Source organism: Ohtaekwangia sp. (genome assembly GCF_036568665.1).
GTDB lineage: Bacteria > Bacteroidota > Bacteroidia > Cytophagales > Cyclobacteriaceae > Ohtaekwangia.
Map to the genome: position 1 here is coordinate 1 of NZ_DATCSD010000378.1, position 12,140 is coordinate 12,140.

The 12,140-nt window shown below is 45.8% G+C and carries 11 protein-coding genes; 2 read left to right on the forward strand and 9 right to left on the reverse strand.

Annotated elements, in window-relative coordinates; translation table 11 throughout:
• Positions 1-237: 237 nt before the first annotated feature.
• On the reverse strand, positions 238-1,113 hold the full coding sequence (locus tag VIN08_RS22045) for a sulfurtransferase (protein WP_331969884.1): 876 nt from the start codon (positions 1,111-1,113) through the stop codon (positions 238-240).
• Between the two features lie 137 nt (positions 1,114-1,250).
• On the opposite strand from VIN08_RS22045, the gene VIN08_RS22050 reads away from it, so the two are divergent.
• Both VIN08_RS22050 and VIN08_RS22055 read left to right on the forward strand, forming a co-directional pair.
• Positions 1,251-2,222 (forward strand): GlxA family transcriptional regulator, encoded by a 972-nt coding sequence (locus tag VIN08_RS22050; protein WP_331969887.1) that lies wholly within the window; start codon positions 1,251-1,253, stop codon positions 2,220-2,222.
• A 153-nt stretch (positions 2,223-2,375) separates the two neighbouring features.
• A complete protein-coding gene (locus VIN08_RS22055) occupies positions 2,376-4,739 on the forward strand; it encodes an ABC transporter permease (RefSeq protein WP_331969890.1) in 2,364 nt (787 codons plus the stop codon).
• A gap of 196 nt (positions 4,740-4,935) precedes the next feature.
• On the opposite strand, the gene VIN08_RS22060 is transcribed toward VIN08_RS22055, so the two are convergent.
• The 8 genes from VIN08_RS22060 to VIN08_RS22095 all read right to left on the reverse strand — a co-directional run bounded on the left by VIN08_RS22060 (position 4,936) and on the right by VIN08_RS22095 (position 11,793).
• Positions 4,936-5,736 carry a C1 family peptidase gene (locus tag VIN08_RS22060; protein WP_331969893.1) on the reverse strand — a complete coding sequence of 267 codons (801 nt, stop codon included), beginning with the start codon at positions 5,734-5,736 and terminating at the stop codon, positions 4,936-4,938.
• A gap of 157 nt (positions 5,737-5,893) precedes the next feature.
• Positions 5,894-6,808 carry a patatin-like phospholipase family protein gene (locus VIN08_RS22065; protein WP_331969896.1) on the reverse strand — a complete coding sequence of 305 codons (915 nt, stop codon included), beginning with the start codon at positions 6,806-6,808 and terminating at the stop codon, positions 5,894-5,896.
• Positions 6,809-6,820: 12 nt separating this feature from the next.
• The gene (locus tag VIN08_RS22070; protein ID WP_331969898.1) at positions 6,821-7,660 is read right to left on the reverse strand and encodes a hypothetical protein; all 840 of its coding nucleotides are present in this window, start codon (positions 7,658-7,660) and stop codon (positions 6,821-6,823) included.
• Between the two features lie 65 nt (positions 7,661-7,725).
• Positions 7,726-8,076 carry a response regulator gene (locus VIN08_RS22075; protein ID WP_331969901.1) on the reverse strand — a complete coding sequence of 117 codons (351 nt, stop codon included), beginning with the start codon at positions 8,074-8,076 and terminating at the stop codon, positions 7,726-7,728.
• A 185-nt stretch (positions 8,077-8,261) separates the two neighbouring features.
• Positions 8,262-8,627 carry a DUF983 domain-containing protein gene (locus VIN08_RS22080; protein WP_331969903.1) on the reverse strand — a complete coding sequence of 122 codons (366 nt, stop codon included), beginning with the start codon at positions 8,625-8,627 and terminating at the stop codon, positions 8,262-8,264.
• An 80-nt stretch (positions 8,628-8,707) separates the two neighbouring features.
• Positions 8,708-9,604, reverse strand: a complete 897-nt coding sequence (locus VIN08_RS22085; protein WP_331969906.1) for an AraC family transcriptional regulator — start codon at positions 9,602-9,604, stop codon at positions 8,708-8,710.
• A 62-nt stretch (positions 9,605-9,666) separates the two neighbouring features.
• Positions 9,667-10,194 carry an ankyrin repeat domain-containing protein gene (locus VIN08_RS22090; protein ID WP_331969909.1) on the reverse strand — a complete coding sequence of 176 codons (528 nt, stop codon included), beginning with the start codon at positions 10,192-10,194 and terminating at the stop codon, positions 9,667-9,669.
• 75 nt (positions 10,195-10,269) lie between these two features.
• Positions 10,270-11,793 (reverse strand): catalase, encoded by a 1,524-nt coding sequence (locus VIN08_RS22095; protein WP_331969912.1) that lies wholly within the window; start codon positions 11,791-11,793, stop codon positions 10,270-10,272.
• Positions 11,794-12,140 lie beyond the last annotated feature (347 nt).

The following is a 12,140-nucleotide window of genomic DNA, read 5'->3' on the forward strand; positions in this document are numbered from 1 at the left end:
GTATTACAGGAAGCCAGTAACACCACCATCAAAACACCATACAATCTATACATAGGGAGACGCGAATCAGATAGCTCGCTGATTCTAAACGTCAAGATATATTCTTATTTTATAATAGCACACAATTTCTTTTTGGTTCAAAGCCTAAGGTTCAAAGTTCAAAGCCGCAGACCTTGAAACGATGAACCCTAAACATCGAACGTTAAGCTTTCAACCCTCCGCTACAGACTTAGCGGCTTACTGCTCTTTCTTCGTCACTTCCATAGGCAGTTCCGCTATGCGCGTCCACTCCTGCAGGGAGCCATCGTAGAGTTTCATCTTATAGCCGAGTATACGGCCGGCCATATATACTACACTGGCTGTTTGGCCGATGAAGCAATAGGCCACCAGTTCTTTATCCTTGTCGGCCACCGGGGTAAAGTACTCCTGGAGTTTAGCGGTGGGCTTGAACATGTTGGCTTCATCGATCATATCCGGGTAAGGTATATTTCGGGCGCCCGGTATATGGCCATCGCGGGGTAGGCCGGTGGGTTCACTGCCATCGTAATACTTTTGCATACGGGCATCCACAATCACCTGGTTACTGGCCTGCATGGCTTTTTGCACATATACTTTATCCACCAGGAGGTCAGCCAGCTTTGCCTTAAAATTACCGCGCTTGGCAACGGTAACTTTATCCGTCACGGGATTACCTTCTTTCTTCCAGGCATCGAGTCCGCCATTGAGCCAGAACACGCGTCCCTTCAGACCGAGATCCTCGAGTGTCAGAAACATTCGTGCTGCTACACTTACCTCGTTGCGTACATGGCATAGCACGACACGCGAGTTGCCGGATATACCCATCTTCTGCAACAACTCGGTGGCGGCAGCCGGATCGGGTGCATTGAAACTTCCTTCCGGTGAATCAGGCGCAAGCCATCCTGGCCACAGAAATTGTGAGCCCGCTATATGTTCTTTCTCATAATCAAGTTTGAGATAGCCTATCTGAAGTATAACAAGGTCCGGATCGTTTATATGTTCTTTCAGCCATCCGGCTGTTACCAGGATTGATTCCTGTGCCCGTGCAGCGATAGCGATCGTAATCAACACGGCAAAAAATATAAGTTTCTTCATGATGGAATTGAGTTTTATGATTTGGCTATATTTGTCATATTCAGGGTTGACTGTCGAATTATTTACCAATTTATAACAGTACAACAAGGCGGTTATTATAATGGCCTGAAATGTCCCATCTTTGACTGGTATACCCCATGCGAACACAACAGACTATATGTTTTCTTTTATTGCCCAAGGTTCACCTCATGGATCTTTCCGGACCGGCACAGGTATTTTATGAAGCTTCTAACCTGGGTCCTGCCAGGTATACACTCACCTACTGCAGTACACAACGTTCAGTTCTCTCTGAACAAGGACTGTTGTTTAGCCAGTTAACGCTGCCACAGGAAGTTACGCTGAAACCCGGAGATATCATTGTAATACCCGGTATAGATTTCAAGTCGTTTACTATGGGAGAGTTCAGCAGTTTTATAAAAACCATACGCCCGTGGCTTAAAAGAAATATGGAAGAAGGTATACAGCTCGCCACCATTTGCAGCGGATCGCTTATACTGGCGGAAGCCGGACTTCTGGATGGACGCAGGTGTACCACGCACTGGAAATGTATAGACTATATGCAGCAACGTTACCCCAACGTGCAGGTACTCAGCGACCGGCTCTATGTGGAAGACGGCCCTATATATACCAGTGCCGGCATGACTTCGGGGATTGATATGGCACTGGGTATATTAGAGCGCCATCATGGCCCGATGGTGCCGGCACGCGTAGCCCGAGAGATGGTAGTATATGCGCGAAGAAATGATACCGACACACAAGACAGTATTTATCTTGACTATCGCACGCACTTTAATCCGGCCATTCATCGCGTGCAAGACTATATTGTATCGAACCCCTCCAAGAACCCAACGCTGGATGAGCTGGCATCCGTAGGTAATACCAGTACACGTAACCTGACGCGTGCCTTTCGTAAAGCTACCGGCCATACTATTATAGAATATAAAAACACGGTGAAGATTGCGCTGGCCAAAACGCTTGTTCACAATGCTGATTATACGCTGGATAAAGTGGCCAGCCTGTGCGGCTTTGAGAGTGTGCGGCATTTCAGGCGCGTGTGGAGTAAACATAACGAGAACTCTCCGGGGGTATTCAAGCGGGAGAAGGTATAAATATACTTTGCCGCAGCGACCGCTACTGAACACCAATGATCGCAGTAGAACACTACAAAAAACGAATTGTGTCGATTCAGACGAATATAGCCCCATCCCTGAACTGGTCTGATCTTTGGAAAGATGTGGCTTTGTGCCGTAAACGGATAATCTATGATTTTTAATTACCTCAAGGTAGCGTGTCGCTATCTTTTCAAGAACAAGGTATATTCCCTCATTAACCTTATCGGACTTGCTACCGGGATCGCTGTCAGTGTTCTCATCCTGTTGTTTGTTTCGCACGAAATGAACTACGATAAATTTCACGCAAACGAATCGCGCATCTTTCGGATGATGGGTCGCTTTACGTGGGGCACGCAGCAGGTGCAGGTGATGGCTATGTCGCCACTGTTAGGCCCGGTGTTGAAAGCCAATCAACCCAAAGTAGAAAATTATGTACGAGTTCGTGAACCCGGACGTGTTACTATACAGGGCGATCCGCAGCATCGCTTCTTCGAGAATGGTTTTATATTTACCGATACTTCTTTCTTCAGCGTATTTTCATTCGAGGTATTGCAGGGAAATACATCTTCCCTCGCTATACCGGGACAGGTATTTATTACCGAGAAAACGGCGCAAAAATATTTCGGTCACACGCAGGTGATCGGCAAAACACTACGCTATAATCACCAGTACGATCTTACCGTTGCCGGAGTTGTAAAAGAAGCTCCTTCCAACTCCTCTATACAGTTTGATTTTATCGGATCATTTGAAAGTCTTTCGCAGATCGAAAGCGAAAAGGATAATTACTTCAACGACAAGCCGGGCCTGGGCGCCTATACCACCTACTTGCTTCTGGAAAGTGCCGAAGTAAAAGATGCTGTAGAGAAATCTATACCGGGCATCGTACAGGCCACTGCGGATGAACACTACTTACTGGAACTGCAATCGTCCACACACCTGAACAATAACTTTGGCGACAGCTCCAACACGCGGAACATCTATATTTTCTCCTGCATCGCGGTTATTATACTCTTGCTCGCGCTGGTTAACTATATGAACCTTACTACTGCGCGCGCCTCTGTTCGCGCCAAGGAAGTAGGTGTACGCAAAGTTACCGGGGCAGGAAGATTATCGCTCTCCATGCAATTCTATATAGAGTCGGCTATACTTACCCTCGGAGCATTTATACTGGCACTGGTTATGGTAGAACTATGTATACCTCTGCTTCGCGATACCTTGCAACAACGACTTGATCACGCTTTCATAGTCAGTCCGTTGTTTATAGGAATCCTCTTTTCGCTGTTGTGCCTGTGTATATTTATCTCCGGAAGTTATCCGTCTCTGGTACTCTCCCGCTTTAAACCGGTGGATGTACTGAAAGGAAAAACATCAAAGGGCTATGACCGCAGCGCGTGGATACGAAAAGGATTTACCACCTTTCAATTTGCCGTATCGATGGGATTGATCATCTGTACACTGGTGGTAAATGATCAACTGACATTCCTGCGTAATCAAAAGCTGGGCTTGAATAAAGAGCAGGTAATGGTTATGCAACTCGCGCCTGATGCCGCGGCCGCCTATATACCTTTAAAGAATGCCTTGCGCCAGATGAGTGGTGTGGTAAATGTAGCTACGGCCACGATCTCGCTCTATCATGGCGGACACGGTATGTACTATACCAAAACACCTATGACACATGAAGATGTGGCCATCAACGTTATCTCGGCTGATGAGAAATTTCCGGAAACACTGGGACTCTCATGGATCGAACGACCACAGGATACAACAGCATCAGGCAAGTATATCATTAACGAATCTGCCATTGAAAAACTGAAGATCGATGGCAATCCGCTCGGGTTGAAACTTGCGCTGGGGAACCAGGAATCCGAGATCGCAGGCGTTGTTCATGATTTCAACTATACTTCGTTGCACAGCACGATCCAGGGATTGGTGATCAATATAAAACCGGATACATCGCGACAAATTATAGCGGGTGGTGCATCGCTTTACATTCGCCTTGATCCTGCTGCGGGTGTTCGTGAACAAGTTGCCGCTATACGTGCCACGGTGGAGAAATATCAACCCGATGTTCCGTTTGAATTTTATTTTCTCGATGATGCTTTCAACAAACTCTATAGTGCAGAAGACAGGCTCGCCAGTTTGTTTGAAGTATTCACTATTATCGGTATAGGTATTGCGTGTCTGGGTTTATTCGGCCTGGTAACATTTGCCGTGGAGCGAAGAGTAAAGGAAATGGGTATACGCAAAGTACTGGGAGCTTCGCCCCTGCAGATCGCATATTTACTCTCGAATGAATTTACCATGTTATTCCTTGCCAGTATAGTATTGGCCGGCCCTATAGCGTGGTGGTCGATGGAACAATGGCTGTCTAAATTCCCGTATCGCATCTCCATCTCATACGGTATTATTATAATGGCCGCGCTTGCCACATTTATAGTTGCCTGGCTTACCATCAGCACCAAAGCGTTACGTGCATCGCGCATCAATCCGGTAGAGTCGTTAAGAAGTGAATAATTACTCTTCTCTATACTGTATAAATGAAAGAAGCCCCGGAGGGAAATCCGGGGCTATCGCGTACAACCAGAGAGGGTCAGCCAAGGGGTGTACGCGGTGGATCAGGTATTGCGCTATAAAGTTGTTATACCGGCTATTGAAAAGCAATGGGTGTTTAACGGAAGCACACCGTTAAATAACGGTATAATCTATGGCGTTAGAAGATTGAAACTCCGTATGATTCCTGGAATGCCGCCCGTGCATACGCATACGATGCGTACCCGAAACCCTTATCGCCCCATTCGGAAGTTCCCCAGCTATTGCGCACTATAAAATACTTTTTGGTATAGCCTACTATAGCCACTGCATGACCACCATAATGTTGCGTGGTATATTTGGCCAGATTCCCTTTTGTTTTCTTTGCATTATACCAGGTGTCATCTACATCCAGTGCGGTAAAAACAGGGCCATTCGAGGCTAACCATTTCTTCCAGTTCTCCAAAGGATCGCCTGTTTGTAAATTATAGTATGACCGAATCTTATAGGCAGAGGCCTTTGAATAGAATACATCTTCGTCATCCTGCGTTAATTTTCCATTGGCAAACGAAAGGTCATCGTCTTCTACACAGCCAAACTTCCGCGTTACATCCAACGCTGACTTCAACGATGTGCCGGCTTCTTCAATGAATGTTGTAGGGCGCGAGGTAAATTCATCTTCTTCCTTCGAGGCCATCCAGATAAATCTCACGGAGAGTAATTTATTCTTCGGAAGTTTACCGGCATTGACAAAGTGCCATCGCAATACAGAGTCCGCCAATGCCCAACCGACACAGGAGCCGGTAGAGCCCTGATCATTGATCTTCCACCAGTCTTCGCGCAGATCAATACTGGCGGGAAGTTTTGCAGCTTTAAAAACATTGGAGTTCATAGCGGTGGCGATGTTCCAATCCTTGTATACATCGATGGATGGAACGATGTTGAGCACCCGCTTTGCATGTGGGTTCTTTTTTGCAGTCATACTATACGTGGTTAGATTTATAGAGTAAAAACAAAGAAGCCCATCATCATTCCTGGTTGGAATGTGATGGGCTCCTGAACGAATATACTTCTTTTTCCTGATGTTTAAAATATACCGATACTATTCTACAGGCACCGACTTGTATATATACCAGCTCTTATGCTATACCGTTGCCACGCATTATCGTGCCGAGCACGTTGCGGGCGCGGAGCTGACCCTGCGTCATCCAGCCTGCCATAGCCTGCCGGTTGAAGCGAAGACCGGTAGGATTTTCCGGATCGAGATCTGCGGTTGGTTCCACGATATGAAATATTTTACCGCTGGCACTGCAATAGTCGTTTAATACTTTCATATCATTCTCGCGCACATCCTGTATAAATATACTGATAGCCCGAAGTATGGTGTTCAGTATATCGGTATACGGACGAGCAACCGGAAAAAGTATACCGGGATTATTGCTCATCACAAAGATCTCATCCGGGGCCAGGTCCACTACTACCCTCGTAGGAATCACCTCGCGATTTCCACCATCTACAAATTGCTCCTGCCCAATGGTAACTGGCGGAAGAAAACCTGCCTGCGAACTGCTGGCCAGTAAGGCGAGCACCATCTCATCGCGGTTCTTTACCTGGTATACTTTATAGGTACCGCTTGCCGGAGCAGGCAATACTTTATTGCTGAATACCGTAGGTATACCCGTTTGTAAACTGATAGCCGTGAGACACAACGTAGTGGCTGTAGGCTGCATTAGGGCGTTGAATACTTCGGGGGTGATATGTTTGCTGATCAAATCGCGCAGTGGTTCTGTATCAAACAGAAATGGTTTATCACCTAACAGGTTGTTTACAATATTTTGCTTCGTAATGATGCTGTCGTTATCTACGTTGGTATACTCGTCACGCAGAATATCCAAACGACCAACTGCCACGAGGGCAGCGATAAGAGAACCTGTACTGGTGCCGCTGATGATATCAAAGTGACTGATACCGATAGAAGCCATGTGTGTAAGCGCACCAATGGTAAAAGCTCCCTTCGCTCCCCCACCGCTGGTAATTAAAGCAAACCTCGACATATAGTATCTTTATTATTTACTCTTCTGAAAGCGATAAAATAAACCTATCAGTAACTGCGAACTGCGCACTTCGCTCTGCCGCTGGTATAACAACTGTGCCCCAAACTTATAGAGCTCTAAACCAACACCGCCCCCTACAATATAGAGGTCCCCTATATTTCCATCGGCAATGAGTTTAAGGTTGCCAATGCTGGTCAGTTTATTACCAATATCTTTTAAACGAAACTCAACGCGCGGGTTCGCCAGCAGGTATGCCTTGGTATCCTGGTAATATATACTAGGCCCGGCCATCACCCGCCATCTTCCCCCGGAAGCACGGCCGCGTTTACCGAATGTATAAGACAACAATAATCGCCCGGCAAATGAATAGGCTTCGGTAGATTTACCCACATCGGCCACACCCTGGTTAATATCAAAATGGAGGCCTGCACCTTTGGCAAATTCCGGTGATGTAAAATCGTTCGACAGAAATACAGTAGTAAGATAGGCATACCAGCTTGCACTGTTCTCGTCATCCGGATCGGGAGCCACGTCTATAAATCGCTGGCTGAAACAATCGAGCAAAGTTCTGTCGCTGCCACTGGCCTTTTGAAGTTTATGAATAATCGTACGAATCTGCGTGTAGCCCTCCCGATGCAACCGGCGGTATCTCTCCAGCGAAGCCTTGCGATCATCTATACTGGCCGGAAGCGTTTCAAAATCGTTGAGAAGTTGCTTGAGGGATACGATATACCCATCAATCTCCTCCCTGCAGCCTGCACGATCGCAACAGGCCGTTTGTGCATACACACGGCCTGTACAAAGTATACCGGCAAGCAATACCGGTATATAGAGTATCCGAACGATTTTCATAGCCGAAAGAATCAAAATTACCGTAACGTATATCTTCAGACGGTAGCAGTATATATCACCGAATTCTACTCCAGCGTCATACAGGTTTTGAATTTCTCCAGGGTGAGCGGCTTGTCTATAATTCCCTGGAAACCGTCCTGCTTCAGCTTGTCATGCTCTTTCGAATCAATGTAGTTGGTCAGTAAGAAAGCTTTGAACACGGGGCCTTTAATGGCGATGAGATCTCTCAGCAGTTGATTACCGAGCTTTCCTTTGTTGAGGTAATAATCAATCAGCACAACGTCAAAATGATTTTCTTTTGCCCAGTGCAGTGCCTGCTCGTGCGAGGTTATACCCGTTATATCATACTCGAGGCTTAGCAGGCGTTGGGCAATAAATACATCCAATTCTTCATCATCGATCAGCAGGATTTTCATAGGTCAGGAGCGACAATTTCTGTCGGCAGGTTTTGAATAGGTTTTATGAAACAACGATCGAAAATAAAAGAACTTTTGGAATCTGATTTTTTAGGCATAGTACATTTTTACCATCTTACTGGATATAATTTACTATGTTCTGATGAGAAAATAAAATGAAATATATAGCCATGCGGTCGTGTGCCTTACCGGGTCTTGTACGACACAAACAGATTTATCCACGCGGCTCTTGACAGACGGAAGTTTAACGGAAGGATAACGATAGAACCGAGGATCATATATATAACATAAGTCCAGGTGCCGGGGTCCCATGTATAGCGAAGCACGAAATATACCAGCACAAACACAGCAACCTGTATGGCATAGCTGAAATACATGGCACCGAAATAATAAGATGGCTCCTGTATAAAATCAAAACCACACACGGGACAATTCTTGTTCATATCCGCAAACTTCGGACTCCACACCGGGTGGGTAAACATGTTTCCTTCGTGGCAGCTTGGACATTTCTGATAGAGCACGCTATAGAGTTTTTCACCTTTCCTGATCATGGCTTTTAGCATTTAGTTCGTACTCAAAAAACGCTTCTGCCTCGTGAAAAGTTAGTGCACAAATTATCGTTTCTATAGCACTATTTATGGATTTGCTCCCGGAACTGCTCGGGGGTAACTCCCGCATGTTTGCGAAAGAACCGGATGAAATACGAGGCCTCCGAAAAGTTCAGTTTATCAGACACCTGGCTTACTGTGAGATCGGAGTGTGCGAAGTAACGTTTGGCTTCCAACATAACCCGTTCCTGGATGAGGTCGCCCAGTGTTTTACCCAGGAGTTGTTTGCAAAGTGAATTGAGATACGAAGAGGAAAGATTCATTAATGCCGCATATTCGTTCGGCTGCTTTAGCTTTATAAAGTTTTGATCGATGAGCTCTTCGAGTTTGCGTAGCCGTATCGTTGTAGCATGCGAAGCTTCTGTTCTCACCTCTGCCTGATAATGCCGTGCAAGTTTTAGCAGCACTACATCGAGATAACTTCGGATCAATGACAGGAAGGGTTCGCCGGAAGAATTATACTCCCGTAACATTTCACGAATGGTGAAATCGATCATCGCGTCCTGCCCTGCTTTCAATTGTATATAGGGATGCGGATTTACCGAACGAAAGAACGGAAACTCCAGCAGATGCTTTTCATCTTTACCCAGCTGGTAAAACTCCGGCACAAAGAAGAATATAAAACCATCCGTACCGGGCTTTAGCTTCCACGAATGTACTTGTCCCGGAGTCATTACAAAGAAGCTGCCGGGCTTTACCGGGTAGGTTACAAAATCAATGGTATGTTCACCACCGCCTTTGGTAATATATAGCACGAGGTAAAAATCATGGCGGTGCGGGCGGCTCACCATTTCGTGCTTTTGCAAATGCACCTGCAACGTTTCAATATAAAATGCAAGCTGCCCTGCCTTTGTACTAAACGTATCCAGACAGTATACCGGTGTTCCTGATTTTACTTTTGCATTTATACCGCGTGCCATGAACAGAACCTCGTTGCATAGTTCTTCTGTCCGCAGCACATTTGCAACAGATCAGGCAAAAATCATTTGGTGCCTGAATTTTTCCAAACGGCTACTACTTCTTCATTGCCCTGTAGTTCTGCATGCTGCAAGGCTGTTTTACCGGTGTTATCCACCAGTTGTGTATTGGCGCCTGCCTGCAATAAAAGCTTTACAATAGAAGCGTGTCCGAAGGTAGCCGCGAAGATCAAGGCAGAGGCTCCGTTATAGTTTACTGTATTCACATCGGTGTGATTAGCCAGCAACAGTTCGGCCATATCCGTATAGCCGCGAAAGCAAACACCCATCAGCGCAGTGTTACCCATGCGATCCTGTGCATCGGGATTAGCATGCGCATGGAGGAGAAATGCAGCGGCTTCTGCCTGGTGATTATATACAGCTATGATCAGCGGAGTTGATCCGCGTCCGTCCGTAGTATCGGGAGAAACACCTTGCTGCAGGTATAATTTTAATTGTTGTACATCATTGTTTCGCGCGGCCGAAAAGATGTCCTGCGCACCGGCTACTATGCAGGTACACAACAGGAGCAACGTTAGCTTTAATATTTTCATTTGATCAGATATAGTTATTGACTTTATAAAGAAAGTTGTTGTGAAGCGTTCACCTCACAACAACTGTATAAACCATTATGGTTTGAACATTTTTTCTACTTCTTCGCGTGTCAGCTTCAGTGCCGCTGCAAGGCGCTTGCCATAGTCGGCATCAGCCATATAGAAATAGCCAACCATTTTACGCACGACATCTTTGTTCTGAACCTGTGCCAGATCACCACTCAGATTTTTAATCAGGTTGGCTTTATCTTTTTCTGAAAGACTTCTGTAAAATTCACCTGCCTGTTTAAAATCGTTTGGCTTGGATATTTTCTGCTGTACTACCGAAACATTACCATACGTGCTTTGTGAATATTTATACTGGCTGTCGTCTGCCAGGTTACTGCCGGTAACAGATGGCTGATAGTTTACTTCCGAATTTTTCTGACGATTGCTATAGGCACCATCCTGGTTGTTGCTTGCAACGGCAACCTTAGGCGCATTTACCGGTATCTGCTGAAAATTACCACCTATGCGATGACGCTGTGTATCAAAGTATGAGAACAGACGACCTTGCAAGAGTTTATCTTCCGATGGCTCGATGCCGGGTACCAGTGTACCCGGAGCAAAAGCAGATTGCTCCACTTCTTCGAAGTAATTGCCGGGTACGCGATTCAAAATCATCTTTCCTATCAGTACCGGTTTGGCAATTTGTTCCGGCCATATCTTGGTGGGATCAAGCGCATTGAAATCCAGCTTTTCAAAATCAGCCGCCTTCATCATTTGCACATATAGCTCCCACGAAGGATAATTACCTTTCCTGATGTTCTCGTATAGGTCAACTGTTGCATGTTGAAAATCCTGTGACTGTACTTTCGAAGCTTCTTCGGCTGTCAGGTTACGCACACCTTGCAAGCTCTTCCAGGTGTATTTTACATAGGTTACTTCGCCTTTCTCATTTATCCATTTAAAAGCGTGCACTCCGGATCCATCCATCTCACGATAGTTAGCCGGTATACCATAATCCGAATATACGCGGGTGAGCATGTGTGTTCCTTCCGGTATATGCGAGAAGAAATCAAATACACGGTTAGGGTCTTGTTTGTTGTAAACAGGCGAAGGCTTGAAAGCATGCACCATGTCCGGAAACTTCATCGCATCGCGGATAAAGAATACCGGCAGGTTGTTCCCCACCAGGTCATAGTTACCTTCGTCCGTATAAAACTTGGTCGCAAAGCCGCGCGGGTCGCGCAATGTTTCGGGTGAGCCTGAGCTGTGCACTACCGTTGAGAAGCGTACGAACACCGGAGTCTTCTTACCTCTTTCATTCAGGAAAGATGCTTTCGTGAAGGCAGAGAAATTATCGGCTGCTATAAATTCACCATGTGCTCCGGCACCGCGCGCGTGCACTACACGCTCCGGAATGCGCTCGCGATCGAAAGCCGCCAGCTTCTCTACCAGGTGTATATCTTCGAGTAATGTAGGTCCATTCTGCCCAACTGTCTTTGAATTTTGATTGTCGCCCACCGGAGCTCCGGTGTTGGTAGTTAGATGCTGCTGCGCAAAAGCTCCGGCTGCCAACAGTAAACCTCCTGCTGCCAGGAGAATTTTCTTTCTCATAAGGATTGATTAAGGATTAATTTTTTACAGCATCAAAAATGAGAAAGCAAGCACCACTCAATCAAAGTGATTTTGTTTATCGCGCGATAGGCAAATTCTATAAAAGAGGTTAAAAGATATAGTTTAACAGAGCAGATACCTACTTTTAAGGTAGCATTTTCTATGAGATATAGATTGAATGGAGATGCAACCTGGGGGACGAATTAGCGTGCGGTTTTAAAATCCAATGGCACAGAGAACTCAAAGAAGACACAAAGTTGCTCAAAGGGAATCTTGATAGAGAAGTAATTGATTCACTGTACAGAGAATCAATTTACATAAAAAACATTAACAGATATAGTATACAC

What these genes read in the sequence shown, in the direction of transcription:
- VIN08_RS22045 (WP_331969884.1), bottom strand. Translation starts at nt 1,113, where the DNA reads ATGAAGAAACTTATATTTTTTGCCGTGTTGATTACGATCGCTATCGCT.
- VIN08_RS22050 (WP_331969887.1), top strand. Translation starts at nt 1,251, where the DNA reads ATGCGAACACAACAGACTATATGTTTTCTTTTATTGCCCAAGGTTCAC.
- VIN08_RS22055 (WP_331969890.1), top strand. Translation starts at nt 2,376, where the DNA reads ATGATTTTTAATTACCTCAAGGTAGCGTGTCGCTATCTTTTCAAGAAC.
- VIN08_RS22060 (WP_331969893.1), bottom strand. Translation starts at nt 5,736, where the DNA reads ATGACTGCAAAAAAGAACCCACATGCAAAGCGGGTGCTCAACATCGTT.
- VIN08_RS22065 (WP_331969896.1), bottom strand. Translation starts at nt 6,808, where the DNA reads ATGTCGAGGTTTGCTTTAATTACCAGCGGTGGGGGAGCGAAGGGAGCT.
- VIN08_RS22070 (WP_331969898.1), bottom strand. Translation starts at nt 7,660, where the DNA reads ATGAAAATCGTTCGGATACTCTATATACCGGTATTGCTTGCCGGTATA.
- VIN08_RS22075 (WP_331969901.1), bottom strand. Translation starts at nt 8,076, where the DNA reads ATGAAAATCCTGCTGATCGATGATGAAGAATTGGATGTATTTATTGCC.
- VIN08_RS22080 (WP_331969903.1), bottom strand. Translation starts at nt 8,627, where the DNA reads ATGATCAGGAAAGGTGAAAAACTCTATAGCGTGCTCTATCAGAAATGT.
- VIN08_RS22085 (WP_331969906.1), bottom strand. Translation starts at nt 9,604, where the DNA reads ATGGCACGCGGTATAAATGCAAAAGTAAAATCAGGAACACCGGTATAC.
- VIN08_RS22090 (WP_331969909.1), bottom strand. Translation starts at nt 10,194, where the DNA reads ATGAAAATATTAAAGCTAACGTTGCTCCTGTTGTGTACCTGCATAGTA.
- VIN08_RS22095 (WP_331969912.1), bottom strand. Translation starts at nt 11,793, where the DNA reads ATGAGAAAGAAAATTCTCCTGGCAGCAGGAGGTTTACTGTTGGCAGCC.